Annotated in this window: 12 protein-coding genes; all 12 read right to left on the reverse strand. The window is 72.1% G+C overall.

The window, feature by feature from the left end:
- Nucleotides 1-49: 49 nt before the first annotated feature.
- The 12 genes from E5225_RS08770 to alaS all read right to left on the reverse strand — a co-directional run bounded on the left by E5225_RS08770 (nt 50) and on the right by alaS (nt 16,297).
- Nucleotides 50-832 carry a prepilin peptidase gene (locus E5225_RS08770; protein ID WP_135973734.1) on the reverse strand — a complete coding sequence of 261 codons (783 nt, stop codon included), beginning with the start codon at nt 830-832 and terminating at the stop codon, nt 50-52.
- A gap of 14 nt (nt 833-846) precedes the next feature.
- Nucleotides 847-2,853 (reverse strand): hypothetical protein, encoded by a 2,007-nt coding sequence (locus tag E5225_RS08775; RefSeq protein ID WP_135973729.1) that lies wholly within the window; start codon nt 2,851-2,853, stop codon nt 847-849.
- Entirely contained in the window at nt 2,853-3,602 is a 750-nt protein-coding gene (locus E5225_RS08780; RefSeq protein ID WP_135973730.1) for a type IV pilus modification PilV family protein, read from the reverse strand. Before E5225_RS08780 ends, E5225_RS08775 begins: the two co-directional genes overlap by 1 nt.
- Nucleotides 3,599-5,482, reverse strand: coding sequence for a type IV pilus modification PilV family protein (locus E5225_RS08785; RefSeq protein WP_135973731.1), 1,884 nt, complete (start codon nt 5,480-5,482; stop codon nt 3,599-3,601). Before E5225_RS08785 ends, E5225_RS08780 begins: the two co-directional genes overlap by 4 nt.
- An 88-nt stretch (nt 5,483-5,570) precedes the next feature.
- Nucleotides 5,571-6,032, reverse strand: coding sequence for a prepilin-type N-terminal cleavage/methylation domain-containing protein (locus E5225_RS18210; protein ID WP_341765660.1), 462 nt, complete (start codon nt 6,030-6,032; stop codon nt 5,571-5,573).
- Between the two features lie 153 nt (nt 6,033-6,185).
- The gene (locus E5225_RS08795; protein ID WP_135973732.1) at nt 6,186-7,415 is read right to left on the reverse strand and encodes a type II secretion system F family protein; all 1,230 of its coding nucleotides are present in this window, start codon (nt 7,413-7,415) and stop codon (nt 6,186-6,188) included.
- Complete coding sequence (locus E5225_RS08800; RefSeq protein ID WP_208543842.1) at nt 7,415-8,962, reverse strand: type IV pilus twitching motility protein PilT; 1,548 nt, start codon at nt 8,960-8,962, stop codon at nt 7,415-7,417. Before E5225_RS08800 ends, E5225_RS08795 begins: the two co-directional genes overlap by 1 nt.
- A gap of 96 nt (nt 8,963-9,058) precedes the next feature.
- Nucleotides 9,059-10,732, reverse strand: coding sequence for a GspE/PulE family protein (locus E5225_RS08810; protein ID WP_135972332.1), 1,674 nt, complete (start codon nt 10,730-10,732; stop codon nt 9,059-9,061).
- 173 nt (nt 10,733-10,905) lie between these two features.
- Nucleotides 10,906-11,766: a shikimate dehydrogenase gene (locus E5225_RS08815; RefSeq protein WP_135972333.1), complete on the reverse strand. Its 861-nt coding sequence runs from the start codon at nt 11,764-11,766 to the stop codon at nt 10,906-10,908.
- Nucleotides 11,763-12,989: an endolytic transglycosylase MltG gene (gene mltG / locus E5225_RS08820; RefSeq protein WP_135972334.1), complete on the reverse strand. Its 1,227-nt coding sequence runs from the start codon at nt 12,987-12,989 to the stop codon at nt 11,763-11,765. Before mltG ends, E5225_RS08815 begins: the two co-directional genes overlap by 4 nt.
- A gap of 7 nt (nt 12,990-12,996) precedes the next feature.
- On the reverse strand, nt 12,997-13,602 hold the full coding sequence (ruvX, locus tag E5225_RS08825; RefSeq protein ID WP_135972335.1) for a Holliday junction resolvase RuvX: 606 nt from the start codon (nt 13,600-13,602) through the stop codon (nt 12,997-12,999).
- A 1-nt stretch (nt 13,603) separates the two neighbouring features.
- Nucleotides 13,604-16,297, reverse strand: a complete 2,694-nt coding sequence (alaS, locus tag E5225_RS08830; RefSeq protein WP_135972336.1) for an alanine--tRNA ligase — start codon at nt 16,295-16,297, stop codon at nt 13,604-13,606.
- Nucleotides 16,298-16,336: the final 39 nt, after the last annotated feature.

Here is a 16,336-nt window from a genome sequence, read left to right on the forward strand (position 1 = left end):
ACGTCCTGCTATCGGCGCATTTCCGTGGGTACTTGAGGCAGCCGGCAGGTCAGGTGAGCGCGTCGAGGTAGGCGCGGGCGATCGGCTCGCCGGCCACCACACCGACAGCGGCCCCGACGAGCATCCACGGACCGAACGGCACGCTCGTCTTGCGGCCGGCGCGCCCCACGAGCGTGAGAACCAGGCCGAAGACGCCCCCGAGCAGAAAGGCCGCGAAGGCGCCGACGCCGACCGCACTCCAGCCGACCCAGCCGAGGTAGAGGCCCAGCACGCCGGCCAGCTTGACGTCCCCGAAACCCATTCCGCGAGGGTGGATGACGGCGAGCAGGAAGTAGAAGGCGAAGAGCCCGGCGCCGGCGACGGCCGCGCGCAGGAGTGCTCCTGGGTCGGCGGTGCCGCCCGGGTTCCAGGCGGCCAGCGCGAGCAGCGCCCCGCCTACGCCGTACGACGGCAGCACGATGGCGTTGGGGAGACGGTGGACGTCGATGTCGATGAGCGTCAGGCAGACCGTGATCCCGGCGAGGTAGAGGAACGCCGGCACCTCCCACGACCAGCCGACGAGCAAGAACGTGCCAGCGAAGAGCAGGCCCGTCGCGAGCTCGACCACCGGGTAGCGCCACGAGATGGGCAGCTCGCACCGGCGGCACCGTCCTCGCAGCGCCAGCCACGAGATGACGGGGACGTTGTCGTACCAAGCGATCCGGGCGTGGCACCGGGGACAGGCGCTCGGCGGTGCCACAACGGACTCGCCGCGCGGTACCCGCCAGACGACGACGTTGAGGAACGACCCGACGAGCAACCCAAGGAGGCCGGTGACGACCACCCCGTACATCGTCAGGTCGACCACTACCCGTTCCTCACGTCGTCCGGCGTCTGCACGTCGCCCGAATAGCGCAGCGACCACTGGGCGTTCGCCCACCGCGGGAAGTACGGCGGTGAAGCGTACTGGAGCCGGTTGTCGTACCTGTAGTCCTTGGTATAGCCGTACTTGCGCGTCACGCCGCTCTCGGTGACCGAGCGCCCGACGATCCCGCGCCACCGCTGGGCGATGGAGCCGTAGACGAACAGGGTGCCCTGGTCGTTTCCGACCGCGTACTTCTGGACCAGGAACGAGTGCTGGAGCGTCTGGATCGAGCCGGCGATCTGCACGCCCGACGTGGGGAACCTGCCGCCCGTCGTCGGGTCGTTGTAGCGCTTGGGCCACTCCCCCGCTGCGGCCGACTCGCCCGACGGAGCGCCCCAGTACCAGGGGCCGTAGGAGGAGCAGCCGAAGACCGTGTTCCGCGTGCAGTCGCGCCGGGAAGTGACCGTGACCATCCGCGGGTGGAACACCTCGACGGAGTTCGTGGCGACGAGGCCCAGCAGGTCCGGTGAACCGTCGCCGCGTCCGCCGGCCAGCACGAGGTCACCGGTGACGATCACCGACTCCGCCGAAGCCAGCGTGACGCGCCCCTCGACGACGCCCTCGGCGTACAGGTTGCCGCGGGCACACATCTTTGTCGTCTCCGTCATGTTGGTGTCGTGCGAGTACGAGAGCGGGGCTCCGCTCGCCGTGGTGCCGGCTGCGGCGTTCGTGAACGTCCCGAGCGGCAGCTCGCGGCCGGTGGGACCTCCGAGCTCCTTCTCGCGGCACTCGCGCATTGTGCCGGCGGCGGTTGCGACGTACAGGACCATCTCGTCCGGCACCGGAACGGTGGCACCGGCGGTGCCGTCGAGCTGGTCGAGCGTGCCGCAGGTGGGGCTGACGCCGGCGGGGGTCGGAATCGCGACGGGCGCGGTGTTGTTGTTGACGCTCCGCTTGTTCCACACCGTCATGGTGCCGCCGGCGTTGAACACCACCCGAGTCGACCCGCGGTAGTGGCACCCTGGGTGGTTCGCGAACTCGGCCGATGTGTCGTCGAGGTACAGCGGCTCACCGTAGACCGGGGAGACGCCATTGAAGTTCGCCACGCTGCCGGGGCGCAGGCAGTTCGCCTCCCACTGCGTGTTCGTCGTGCCGGGCGTCCGGCAGCGCGCGTCGGAGGTGGTGACACGCTTCTCGAAGGACGGCTTCACCGTGCTGCCGGTGCGGCGACCGCTGAGGATCGTGTCGTTCGTGCGCACCGCGCCGTCGAGCACGTCGCCGCTGGTGAAGGTGATCTCCTGGCAGTTGTAGTCGTCGCGCGTCCGTCCGGCGCTGTTCGCCTCCCAGAAGTACAGCGCTCGGTCGTACCCGTTCAGGCCGCAGGCGTCCCTGCGCGCCGCCTTCTGCGCCCGCGTGGCGCTCGAGTCGCCAGGGGCGTCCGCGTAGTCGGCGGGGTCGTACGCCTGGAAGTTCGCGGGATCACCCGACTCGAAGTCGGTGTAGTAGACGTAGTCCGTGGACCCGCCCTTGCCGACCGCGGTCTCGATGGTCCGGTGCACGCCGTTCACGCGACCCGTGACCGTGAGGAGGATCGACCCTTCCGTCGTCTTGCGGGCGGCGTCCACCGAGTAATGGAAGTGGGCAGCCTCCGGGTCCGTCTCGCCCGGCACAACCGGCACCCACCCCACGGGCGTGGTGCCGGTCCAGCCGCACGGGTTCGCCACCGCGCTCGGCCCGCGCCACGCGACGTTCGTGCAGTCGATCGTGGAGCCGTAGGCGTCCGACCGGTTCATGCGGCTGATGAACTCCTCGACTCCGGACTGTGCCGCGGCGGCGGCCGCCGCCGTGTCCTGCGTCCGCCGCGCGAGTCCCTGGCTGACGCTCACCGACGCGAGCGCCGCGAGGGACATCATCATCAGCACCATCATGGAGCCGATGACCAGCACGAGTCCGGCGCCGTCGTCGTCGCGCAGTCGCGGGGCTCCTGCGGGCGCAGATCGGAAGAGCATCACGGCGTCGCTCCCGGGTTCGGGCGCAGGATGACCTGCGAGTTGGTCAGCAGGACGCGCTGGACGAAGGTCGTCGGACGGGGGGCGACACTGACGTCGCTCATCACGGTGAGGTGCAGCTCGACCGCCAGCACCCGCTTGAGGTCGGCCGACGACAGCGCTCCGGCGGTCAGCGGTAGAACCGCCCCGTTCTCGTCGTAGTACGTGAACAGCGCCGTGCCGGTCCCCCGCACGTCGCGGGCGAGGACCTGGCTCCGGAGTCGGTCCCGGCACACCGCCGACGCGCTGGCGGCTTCGGCGTTGCAGTACGTCCACCCCGAGCTGGTCGGCGTGGCCGAGTCCGGCCGCTGGACCCTCTCGGTGAGCACGGTGCGGCCCCCGGTCGTCGTGATCGCGTAGGTCACGCGGCTCGGGCCGATGGGTGCGCTCCGCGGGTTGTCGATGTTGGCGTAGAACTGCACCCCGAAGGCTGACCCGCTCACGAAGGTGTCGGCGGAGCAGGAGGTGCAGGACGCGGACAGCTGGCTCGGCTTGATGGCGACGCGCAGCGTGCGGGTGAGGCGGTCGATGGCGCTGCGGCCGGCGTCGATCTGGTCTTGGCGAGCCACGTTCTGTGCGTTGCTGCGTTCGAAACCGATCGTCAGCGTCAGCGTGGCGATCACCACGATCGACAGGATGAACATCACCACGACGAGCTCCGACATCGTCGTCCCCGCGTCCCGGCGCAGCGCCTCGCGCGCCCGGCTCACGGCGTCACCCCGGCGGCGTTGAAGCGGAGCGTGTAGGACGGGCCGGCGCCGAGGACGTAGGGGTTACCGGCCGCGGCAGCACACCGGTTCCCCGTGCCCCCCCCGCGGAACTGGTGGCGGTAGACGTACCACCTGCCCTGATCGACCGGCCCTTGCGCGGTCGACGAGTTGACGGTCGGCAGCGGCACCGCGCCGGCGGGCGTCGTCGTCGTGCAGTTCCCGACGACAGGCGTGCGCGTGAGGATGATCTGGTAGCCCGACGAGGTCCCGAGATTGGCCGCGTTCGTCACGCGCAGGGTCACCTTGGGGAGGGCCTCCGACCAGGCGATCACGTTCGCCTCGCCGTAGGTCAGGGCCTTGGGGTAGTTGCCGGCCGGCACACCGAGGCACGCGCCGGCTGCGGCGCCGTCGGTGCGGTAGACGAACCAGTCACCGGATGGCATGAGCAGGTCACCGGCACGCGCTGCGTCGACGTTGACGGCCGTCGCCGCCTGGGCCGGGGTCGGGCACGTGGCCAGGCCGGTCGCGCGCGACGCGCTGACGGCCCAGAGCACGCCGACCGGCGGTACCGCGTCCGCGCGCAGGGTCGTCGGTGCGAACGGCACCGCGCCGTTGTCGCCGGCGATGAGGGACTGGGCGGGTCCGGCCGCGCAGTCGAACCCAGGACCGGAGGCGTAGAACGCCCAGGGACCGGGCATGACCTCGACGCCGTCCGGGTCGACGTCGCGGGCCGACGGGTCCGTGCACGCGATGCCGCTCGGCACCGCCCGCAGCGTCGACGCACCGGGGGGGAGGCCAGTCACGACGGCGCGCGCGAGCTCCAGCACGACGTCGAGCTCACCGGATGCTCCGGGGGCGAGCGTCACGGTCGGGTACCCGTCGCTGGGCGGGGCGCTGCCGAAGTAGGCGCCGTAGAGGGTCGGCCACAGCCCGCTGAGCGTGGTGACGGCGCTCGACACGGGGATCGACCTGCTGGCCGACGCCCCCGTCGACTCGGTGGCAACCACCGTGATGGCGCGGTTGAGGAGGTCGCCGTCGGGGAACAGGCTGCCGTCGGGGCTGACGACGCGGACAGTCAGGGTGGCGGCGCGGTCGTACGCGAAGGGCACCGTGCTGCTCAGGCGGCCGGGCAGGAGCGAGCCGGTCGTCTTCTCGGGATTCGCCGAGCCGTTCACGTCGACGTAGCCGGTGTCCGTGAGGCGGACCGTGTAGTTGCTGCCCGTGGTCGACGGGTTGACCGCCACGACCGCGCAGCCGACGTCGTCGGTGAGGCCGCTGCGGGTCTCGGCGCCCCCGGTGACACGCACGGCACGGCCCGGGCTGACTCGTCCCTTCGAGTCGACGACCCTCACCGCGACGAAGGAGGCGGTGGTGGCGACGCCCGTGCCCTTGGGCGGCGCGAGCTGGATGTGCGACACGACCGGCTTCGTCGACCCCATGCCGACCCAGCTGACCGAGACCGTCACGCCGAGCGTCGGGTGGTCGACGAGCGAGCCCCCCTCGCACGCGGAGCGGCCCGGACCGGTGACGTTCCACGCCGCGGAGCGGGTGACGGTGTACCGCTGGCTGTCCACGACGAGTGGCTGGCCGGCGACCTGCCCCGGCAACGGGTGCGGGTTCGACACGACGCCGGCCGCGGCGAGCTCGATCGGCGCGGTGGTCGTCCGCGCGAACTCCTCGCGGACGAAGTCGATCTCCCGCGCGGCGAGGCTCGCCGCGGCGGTCCGTGACCGGCTGTCGACGTTGGCGTTCTGCGTCTGCATGATGACGCCGAGCACCGCGGTCGAGAGGATGCCGAGGATGACCGCCGCGATGACGACCTCGAGGAGGCTCATGCCGTCGTCGCCCGCGAGGCGGCGGTGCGGTCCCGTGCGTGCCATGCGCGCTCCCGGTGCTCGTCGTCGGTCATGCGGGTGGGGCGGGGGACGTCGTCCCCCGCCCCACCCGTCGTGCGCTACGTCGGCCGGATCACTCAGCAGCAGCTGTCGGGCCGGTGACACCCGTGGCGGCGTTGTAGACGTAGGTGGCGTTGTCACCCTCGGTACCACCGTCGAACGTCAGCGTGATCGAGAAGTCCGTGCCGTTCGCCGTCGCGGCGGGGCTCGTGACCTCGAACTCGTCGTTGCTCATCGGGACGATGATCGGCTCAGCGCCCTCAGCCGAGAGGTCGTCGCTCGCGAAGACGTACTGGCCCTCGGTCGGCGTGATGGTCACGGCAGCGTCGTTGTCGATGTAGTACGTCGCGAGCTGCTTCGCGATCGCCGAGACGTCCGCCTGGGCGGCCTGGTCCACAGCCTTGCGGCTCTGGTTCAGGAACACCGGGATGGCGATGGCCGAGAGGATCCCGATGATGATGATGACGACGAGGAGCTCGATCAGGGTGAAGCCCTGGTCGTTCTCCTGCTGGGCCTTGCGGATGCGTGCGATCACGAGTCGCTCCTGGCGTGAGTGAGGTTCAAGCGAAGTCGGCGAATGCCGGTTCGGGTCGTGCAACCGAGACATCGGTGCAGGTCAGCCAGCTCTTGAGTGCTTGCCCGATTCGCCCCGGGACTTCACCCGACCGGAGCAGCACCGTGAGGTGCGTCAGCCCACGAGGTCGAACATCGAGAAGATCGGCAGGTAGAGCGCCACGATCATTCCGCCGACGACACCGCCGATGACGACGATCATGAGCGGCTCGATGAGGCTCGTCAGCGCGTCGGTGGTCGCCTCGACCTCCTGGTCGTAGAAGTCGCTGATCTTCTCGAGCATGGTGTCGAGCGCACCGGTGTCCTCTCCGACCGCCATCATCTGCACGACCATCGGGGGGAACACGGGGTGCAGCGACAGAGGACCGGCGAGGGACTGCCCCGAGCGGACGGACTCCTGCACCGCGTGCGCGGCCCTCTCCAGGACGAGGTTCCCGCTCGTCTCACCGACGATGTCGAGCGCCTGGAGGATCGGCACGCCCGACTTGAGCATGGTGCCGAAGTTGCGCGCGAACCGGGACACGGCGACCTTCTGGAACAGCTTGCCGAACACCGGGATCTTCAGCTTCAGCGGGTCGAGCCGCTCGCGGATCGCCTTGTCGTTCTTGTGCTTCGACCACCACCACGCGAACACGCCGCCGGCGAGCACCAACGGTCCGACCGCCCACTTGAGGACGCCGGAGAGGAATACCAGCACCTTGGTGGGCCCAGGCAGCTCGCCGCCGAGCGACTCGAACATCCCCTCGAAGACGGGGACGATGAACAAGAGCATTCCGACCGTGGCGAGGATCGCGATGACGAACACGACGACGGGGTAGGTCATCGCCGACTTGATCTTGCTGCGGAGCTTGACCTCCGCCTCGAAGTTGTCGGCCACCGAGACCAGCACCTGGTCCAGGAAGCCGCCGACCTCTCCTGCCCTGACCATGTTGATCATCAGCGGCGGGAAGACGTGCGGGTGCTTACCGAGCGCCACGGAGAACGCGACGCCCTGCTCGACGTTGTTGCGCACCTGCGCCAAGGTCCGCGCGAGCGCCTTGTTCTCCGTCTGCTCCGCCACGATGCTCAGTCCGCGCAGCAGCGAAAGACCCGAGTTGATCATGGTCGCCAGCTGGCGACCCATGATCGCGAGGTCCTTCATGCCGATCTTGTCCCCGAGGCCGGGAATCCTGATCTCGGCGTTCATCCCCGAGGTCGAGACCTCGTTGATCGACACCGGCGCCACGCCGATCGACCGCAGCTTGTTGGCCACGGCCGCCTGGTCGGCGGCCTCGAGGCGGCCCTTGATGATCTTGCCCTCGCGGTCCCGGACCGCGTACTCGAACGTCTTCGTCCCCTTTTCCATCACATGCTCCCCGTGTCGCCCAAGTCGCCCATGTCGCCGGCCTCGCCCATGCCGCCGTACGCGCCCATGCCGCCCATGCCGGCCACCCCCTGGCTGCCGCCCGAGAACCGCCCGGTGAGGCGGCTGTAGTCCTCGACGTGGTGGCACGCCTCGAGGCCTGCCTCGTACGTGATGCGCCCGGTGCGGACCAGGTCCGCCAGGTGCTGGTCGAGGGTGTGCATGCCCTGCTGCGCGCCCGCCTGCATGGCGGAGTAGATCTGGTGCGTCTTGCCCTCGCGGATGAGGTTGCGCACGGCCGGCGTGGCCACGAGCACCTCGGTCGCGACCGCCCGCCCGGGCCCGTCGGCGCGCTTGCACAGGGTCTGGCAGACGACGCCCTGGAGCGCCCCCGCGAGCTGCGTGCGCACCTGCGCCTGCTGGTGGGAGGGGAACACGTCGATGATGCGGTCGATGGTCTGCGCGGCGTCCTGGGTGTGCAGGGTCGCGAAGACGAGGTGGCCGGTCTCGGCGGCGGTCAGGGCGACGGAGATGGTCTCGAGGTCGCGCATCTCGCCGACCAAGATGATGTCGGGGTCCTGACGCAGCACGTGCTTGAGGGCGTTGGCGAACGAGTGGGTGTCCGCGCCGACCTCTCGCTGGTTGACCACGCACTTCTTGTGCCGGTGGAGGAACTCGATGGGGTCCTCGACCGTCATGATGTGGTCCTCGCGCGTGCGGTTGGCGAGGTCGATGATCGAGGCCAGCGTGGTGGACTTGCCGGAGCCGGTGGGCCCGGTCACGAGGACCAGACCGCGCGGCATGCCCGCGAACGTCCCCACCACGGGCGGGACGCCGAGCTGCTTGAGCTCCTTGATCTCGTAGGGGATCACGCGGAACGCGGCCCCGACGGACTCCCGCTGCTGGTACACGTTCACGCGGAACCGGGCCAGGCCCCGCACGGCGTGGGAGATGTCCAGCTCGAGCGCGGCCTCGAACTTCTCGCGGTTCTTCTGCGTGAGCATCGCGTAGATGGACCGGCGCAGCGGCTCGGGCGTCATCGGCGCGAAGCCCTCCAGCGGACGCAGGCTGCCGGACACGCGGACCATCGGCGGTGCGCCGGTCGTCAGGTGCAGGTCGGACGCACCCAGCGCCACCATCGCGCGCAGGATGTCGTCGATGACGACGTCACCCTCCTCACGCTGCTGCCCGGTGCCCGACCGCGGTGCCGGCCGCGGGGCGCCGTGGGCGGCGAGCGACGATGGCTGGGGCGGCGCGGCCGGCGCCGGCGGGCCGGCCATCATCCGCGCGGACGCGGGTGCCGGCGGCGGCGCGGCGGGCGGCAGCGGCTGCGGGAGGAAGGCGGCCTGCGCCCCGTACGCGGCCGGACCGGCGGGCACCGACGGGACGGGCGGAGGCGGCGCCGGGGCGTGGGCGGCCGGCGCCGGCGGCGTCTGCGAGGGCATCGGGTGGAACATCGCGGTCGCCGCGAGTGCGGTGTCCGCACGGGCCGGCAGGTAGGGCGGGAGCGGCCGGGTGGGCCCGCCCTGCCCCTCGTAGCTGTCGCTCACTGCATCCTCCACGCCGTCGTCCCGGCACGCGCGGCCCCCGCTGGGCCCGCGTTCCTGACATCGGCGGACGCCCGACCGGACTTGAGGCGCGGCGCCTCACGCGACGACGCGGAGGATCTCCTCGATCGACGTGTCGCCGCTGGCCACCTTGTACCAGCCGTCCTCGCGCAGCGTCCGCATGCCCTGCTTCACGGCGGTCGCGGCGATGTCGGCGGACGACGAGTGCCCCACGGCGTGCCGCTCGATGTCCTCCGTCACGTTCATCACCTCGTGCAGCGCCAGGCGTCCCTTGTAGCCGGTGCGTGAGCACGCGGTGCAGCCCCGGGGGCGCACCAGCTCGGGCAAGGGCTCCCCCGGCACCCACGGGAACTGGGCGGCCTCCAGCTCCTGCGGCGTGGGCGTGTAGGGCTCCTTGCACTTGCTGCACAGGCGGCGCGCGAGCCGCTGCGCGACCACGCAGTCGAGCGCCGAGCCGACGAGGAACGGCTCGATGCCCATCTCCGTCAGCCGCGTCACGGCGGACGGCGCGTCGTTGGTGTGCAGCGTGGACAGCACGAGGTGACCCGTGAGCGCGGCCTCGATCGCGATCTGTGCCGTCTCGTGGTCGCGGATCTCACCGAGCAGCACCACGTCGGGGTCCGAGCGCAGGATCGAGCGCAGGGCGGCAGCGAAGGTCAGGCCGGCCTTGGGGTTGACCTGGACCTGGTTGATGCCCGGGAGCCGGTACTCCACCGGGTCCTCGACCGTGATGACGTTGATCTCCGGCTTCGACACCGCGTTGAGCGTCGCGTACAGGGTGGTCGACTTGCCCGAGCCGGTCGGGCCGGTGACGAGGATCATCCCGTACGGCTTGGTGTACGACTCCCTGTACCGCGTGTAGTTGTGCTCGAGGAACGACAGGTCGCGCAGGTCCAGGCTCGCGGTCGAGTTGTCGAGGATGCGCATGACGATCTTCTCGCCCCACACCGTCGGGAGCGTCGCCACGCGCAGGTCGATCTTGCGCCCCTGGTGGACGACCGACATGCGCCCGTCCTGCGGCTTGCGCTTCTCGGCGATGTCGATGTCGCTCATGATCTTCACGCGGCTGATCACCGCGCCGATGATGTTCTTCGGGGAGCGCTGCGTCTCGTGCAGGACGCCGTCGATGCGGTAGCGCACGCGCAGGTCGTGCTCGTTCGGCTCGATGTGGATGTCCGACGCCCGGTCGGTGATCGCCTGCGTGACCAGGAGGTTGACGAAGCGGACGATCGGGGCGTCGTCGTCGACGAGCCCGCCGAGCCGCGACAGGTCCATCTCGGGCGCGGGGGCCGCGTCCTCGAACGCCGAGGACAGGCCCTCCATCTCGTCGTCCGCGCGGCAGAACCGGTCGATCGCGCGCAGCACGTTGTCGTACGTGGCGACCACGGGGATCACGGGCATGCGGGACACCGTGCGGACGTCGTCGACCGCGACGACGTTGCCGGGGTCCGCGGTCGCCAGCACGATCGCACCGTCGCGCATGCCGACCGGCAGCACCGAGTACCGCCGGCACAGCGCCGCCGGCACGAGCCCGATCGCCGAGCGGTCCACGGCGTACTCGTCCAGGTCGACGAACTCCATGCCGACCTGCGCCGCCAGCGCCCGCACGAGCTGCGACTCGCTGAGCATCCCGAGCTCCACGAGGGTGCGTCCCAGGGACCCGCCGAGCGAGCTCTGCTGGTCGATCGCCGCGAGCAGCTGCGCCTCCGTCACGAGGCCTTCGTCGAGCAGGACTTCCCCGAGCTGCTTCACGTGCGTCCCTCCGCCTCACCGCGGGCGCCGGCGCGGCACCCACGGGGTCATCGGCAGACCGGCGGGGTGTCCTTGAGCCTCCGGACGCGTCCGGTCGGGGCCGACGCGTCCCCGGCAGGTCTCGTCACCCGGTCGGAGCGTCTGCGGGCGCGGCCCTTTCCCCGGGGGGAGGGTCAGCCGGCGACCGGCGCCAGCACCGCCTGCAGCGCGGCGTCCATCGCCGCGACGGGCGCCACGCGCCCGGTCATGAGCCGCACCTGCTCGGCCGCCTGGTGCAGGAGCATCCGCTCACCGCCGACGGTCCGCCCGCCGGCCCGCTCCCACGCCTGCGCCAGCGCCGTCGGCCGCGGGTCGTAGACGACGTCGAGGAGCACCCCGCGCACGGGCGCCGCCAGGGCCGCGGCGAGGGCGTCGGGCGCGTGGGCGGGGAGCGTCGAGACGACGACGTCCGCCGCGGCGACCTCGGGGGACGCCGCGTCGAGCGGGCGCAGGACCGGCTCGACGCCCATCCGGTGCGCGGCGCGCAGGAGGGCGCCGGCGCGGCCGGCCGAGCGCAGGTGCACCGTGGGCGTCGTGCACCCGAGCTGCGCGAGGGCGGCGAGCGTGGACGCCGCCGTGGCGCCGGCCCCGAGCACCGCCGCGCGGCGCACGCCCCCGGTCACGCCGGCCTCGCCGAGCGCCGCGACGATGCCGTGCACGTCGGTGTTCGCCCCGGTCAGGACGCGGCGCGGCCCCTCCCCCTGCGGCAGCACCGTGTTGACGGCACCGACCACCTGGGCGAGCGGCTCGACGTGGTCGAGCAGGCCGAGCACCGCGTGCTTGAGCGGCATGGTCAGGCTCAGTCCGGCCCACGAGGCGTCCAGGTCTGCCAGGAACGCGGGCAGCGTCTCCTCGGTGACGTCGTGCACCTCGTAGCGCCAGCCGTCCAGCCCGAGCGCCGCGTACGCGGCGCCGTGCAGGACCGGGGACAGCGAGTGCCCGACGGGGTGCCCGAGGACCGCGCAGCGGCGCACGTGGGCGACCGTGCCGGTCACCCCCCGTTCGCCGCCTGCCACTCGCGCAGGAGCTCGACGTTCGCGTCGTGCTCGTCGCTGGTGGCTGCGAAGCGGGTCTCCCCCGTCTCCAGGTTGATGGCCGTCCAGAAGATCCAGTCGCCCGCCTCGGGGTTCAGCACCGCGTCGATCGACTTCTCCCCGGGCGACGCGATCGGCGTCGGGGGCAGGCCCACGTGCCGGTACGTGTTGTACGGGTTGGACGCGTCGCGCGTCATCTCGGTCGTCAGCTCGGTGCCGTTGATGCCGAGGCCGTACGCGACGGCGGCGTCGATCTGCAGGATCATGTCGCGCTCGAGGCGGTTCTCGATGGCGCGCGCCATCTTCGGGCGGTCCGGGTCGTACCGCGCCTCGCGCTCGACGAGCGAGGCCTTGTTCAGCACCGTCTCCCACTGGTCCTGCGCGACGCCCTTCGCGCTGAGCACCTCGACGGTCTTGGCGACCATCTGGCGCAGCACGCCGGCGGCGTCGGTGCCGGGCTCCACCTGGTACGTCGACGGGAACAGCCAGCCCTCGACGTTGCCGCCGGCCTCGGCCGGCAGGCCGATCGCCGCCGGGTCGGCCGCGGCGGCCTGCAGCTGGTCGACCGGGATCAGCGTGACCTCCTTGATCCGCTCGTAGATCTGGGTGGCCGTGTACCCCTCGGGGATCGTGACCTTGGTCGAGACGCGGTTCTTGGCGTCGAGCAGCGCCAGCACGGCGTCGGACGCCTTCATCTCCAGGAGCAGCTGGTAGGTGCCCGGCTGGATGGAGGCCGCGTCCACGTTCGCCGTGTAGGCGTCGAGGAACGCGTCCTCGGTGGCCACGACACCCGCGCCGGCCAGGGTCGCGGCCATGGCCGCGCCGGTGTCGCCGGCGTTGACGACGACGGGGCTCGCCCCGGGCCGGCCGGGACCGGGGAAGTCCTCGACCTGCGCCTCCTGGGACCCGCCACGGGCACCGAAGAGGGCGGCCCCGCCGAGCACCGAGAACACGACGTAAGCGGCGCCCACCACCATGACCAGCGCGACGATCAGCACGGCGACGGAGCGACGGCGGCGCTGCTTGCGCAGGCGCTCCTCGCGCTTGCGCCCGGACGACCGGGACCGTCGCCGGGGTTCGCGCCCACCGGGCTCGCCCGTGCCGCCGACGCGCTCACCGCCGAACAGCTCGGCCACGCTCTCGTCGGACTTCACCGGGGCCCACCACTCCGTCTGGTTGCTCACCTGCGCGTCACTCCACAGTCGTCGTGCCGTCGCCCGCAGGCCCCTCCACGGCTCGGCGCGAGCTGCGCGGGTCGACGTCGACCCGTTCACCGGGACGCCGCCCCGTCGCCCTCTCGGCGTCGAGCGCGTGCTGCAGGATGACCACCGCGGCCGCCTGGTCGACGACCTGCCGGTGGCGGCGTCCGGATCGGCCGGATGCCTGGAGCGCCTGATGAGCGGTCACCGTGCTCATCCGCTCGTCGACCAGCCGCACCCCGACGGGGGCGACCTGGCGCGCCAGTGCGACAGCGTACGCGCGAGCGAGGTCCGTGGACGACCCCTCGGCCCCGGAGAGATGGAGCGGCAGCCCGACGTACACGACGCGGACGTCGCGCTCGCGCACCTGCGCGGCGACCGCCACGACGTCCGGCGAGCCCGGCTTGACCTTCCCCGGGGCGCGCTGCAGCGTCGTCACCGGCGTCGCCAGCATGCCGTCGGGGTCGCTCGCGGCCAGGCCGACGCGCACGGTCCCGACGTCGACGGCCAGCCGGGCGCCGCGCGTCACGGCGTCCGGGTCGCTGCCGCCGCCCGGGCCGGACGGATCCGGGCCGGACGGCGCGTCGAGCTCGGGCACGTCAGCCGCGGACCGCGGCGACGACCGCGTCCAGCGCGGCGGGCAGGCGGCTCGCGTCCGCACCACCGCCCTGCGCCACGTCGTCCTTGCCGCCACCGCCGCCGCCGAGCACGCCCGTGGCCGTGCGCACCAGCGCACCCGCCTTCAGGCCGCCCTCGCGCGCGGCCGCGTTGGTCGCCACGACGACGACGGGCCGGCCCTTGCTGGTCCCGCCGACCGCGACGACCGACGGCGACGCCTCGCCGAGACGCCCGCGGACGTCGAGCGCGAGCGTGCGCAGGTCGTCGGGCGCCGCGACGTCGCCGGCGTCGTGCGTGACGACGAGCGTCGTGCCGACCTGCTGCGGCGCCGCGGCCAGCGAGCCCGCGGCCGCGAGCAGCTGGCCCTGGCGCAGTGCCGCGAGGGCCTTCTCCGACTCCTTCAGCCGCGTCATGAGGGACGAGACGCGGTCGGAGAGCTCGTCGGGGCGGGCGCCGAGCAGGCCCGAGAGCTGGCTGACGAGCGCGCGCTCCTTCGCCTGGTAGCCGTACGCCTGGTCGCCGACGAGCGCGTCGACGCGCCGCACGCCCGAGCCGATCGAGGACTCGCCGAGCAGGGTCACGAGACCGAGCTCGCCCGAGCGGCGCACGTGCGTGCCGGCGCACAGCTCGCGCGACCAGTCACCGCCGATCGAGACGACCCGGACCTCGTTGCCGTACTTCTCGCCGAACAGGGCCATCGCGCCGAGCGCGCGCGCCTCGTCGATCGCCATGGTGCGGTCGGTGACCTCGAGGTCGTCCTGCAGACGCTCGTTCACGCGGCCCTCGATCTGTGCCAGGGACGACCCCGGGACGCTCGCGCCGGAGCGGAAGTCGAACCGCAGCCGGCTCGGCGCGTTCTCCGACCCCGCCTGCGTGGCGGTGTCCCCGAGCTCCTCGCGCAGCGCCTTGTGGACCATGTGCGTCGCGGTGTGCGCGCGGGCGATCGCCCGGCGGCGCGCCGTGTCGATCGCGGCCGTGCCGGCGTCGCCGAGCGTGACCGTGCCGTCGACGAGCCGGCCGTGGTGGACCGACAGGCCCTTGATGGGCGCCTGCACGTCGTCCACCTCGAGCAGGCCGCCGCCGTCGAGCGCGATCGTGCCGGTGTCGGCGAGCTGTCCGCCCGACTCGGCGTAGAACGGGGTCACGTCGAGCACCACCTGGACGTGCGCGGGCGCCGTGGCCGACGGCGCGGGGACGCCGTCGACGAGCAGGCCCACGACCTTCGCGCGCGCGGTCGTGTCCGTGTACCCGACGAACTGCACGGGCGCGCCCGCCTCGCCGGACAGCGCCGCGTGCAGCTGCTGGTACGCGGACGTGTCGGCGTGGCCCGTCTTCTTCGCCAGCGCGTCGGCGCGCGCCCGCTCGCGCTGCGCCTGCATGAGCGAGCGGAACGCGGTCTCGTCGACCGAGACGCCGTGCTCGGACGCCATCTCGAGCGTCAGGTCGATCGGGAACCCGTACGTGTCGTGCAGCGCGAACGCCTGCTCGCCGGTGAGCACCGCCGGGCCGGTGCCCGCCGCGGTGCGGGCGCGGCCGACCGCACCCTCGAAGATCGTCGTCCCGGCCGACAGGGTGCGCAGGAACGCCTCCTCCTCGCCGTAGACGACCTGCGCGATGCGGTCGAAGTCCGTGGCGACCTGGGGGTAGGAGACGGCCATCGCGTCCCGGCTCACCGGGAGCAGGTGCTGCAGGGTCGGCTCCTCGACCCCCAGCAGACGCATCGAGCGGACGGTGCGGCGCAGCAGGCGGCGCAGCACGTACCCGCGGCCCTCGTTCGACGGCGTGACGCCGTCCGCGACGAGCATCAGGCTCGAGCGCACGTGGTCGCCCACGACGCGCAACCGGACGTCGTCCGGCTCGACCGCGCCGTAGCGCCGGCCCGTCAGGTCCTGGGCCCGCTCGATGACGGGGAAGACCTCGTCCGTCTCGTACAGGTTGTTCTTGCCCTGGAGCAGGTACGCGATGCGCTCGAGGCCGGCCCCGGTGTCGATCGCCTTGCGCTCGAGCTCGCCGAGCAGCGGGTAGCTCTTGCCGCGTCCCTCGCCGCGCACGAACTGGTCGAAGACGAGGTTCCAGATCTCCAGGTAGCGGTCGCCACCGGGGTCGACCGTGCCGCCCACCGCCTCGGGCCCGAACTCGGGACCGCGGTCGTAGTGCCACTCCGCGCACGGACCGGCGGGCCCGGGCTGGCCCGTGTCCCAGAAGATCTCCTCGCGCGTGAGCCGCACGATGTGCTTCGGGTCCACCCCGACGCGCACGAGCGCGTCCGCCGACTCGGCGTCCTCGTTCCAGATCGTCACCCAGAGGCGGTCGCCGTCGAGGCCGTAGCCGCCCTGGTCCTGCGGCGTCGTCAGCAGCTCCCACGCGAGCTCGATCGCGCCCTGCTTGAAGTAGTCGCCGAACGAGAAGTTGCCCATCATCTGGAAGAACGTGCCGTGCCGCGTCGTGCGGCCCACGTTCTCGATGTCGTTCGTGCGGATGCACTTCTGCACGCTCGCGACCCGCGGCCACGGCGCGTCCTGCGTGCCGAGGATGTAGGGGATGAACGGCACCATGCCGGCGATCGTGAAGAGGATCGACGGGTCCGGGGAGATGAGCGGCACGGACGGCGCGATGGCGTGGTCCTTGCTCGCGAAGTAGTCGAGCCAGCGCTGGCGGATCTCGGCGGTGCGCATGTCGTCCTCGTCGTGGTCGGCCGACGCCGTGCGGCGGCG

The sequence above is a fragment of the Cellulomonas shaoxiangyii genome (assembly GCF_004798685.1).
GTDB lineage: Bacteria > Actinomycetota > Actinomycetes > Actinomycetales > Cellulomonadaceae > Cellulomonas > Cellulomonas shaoxiangyii.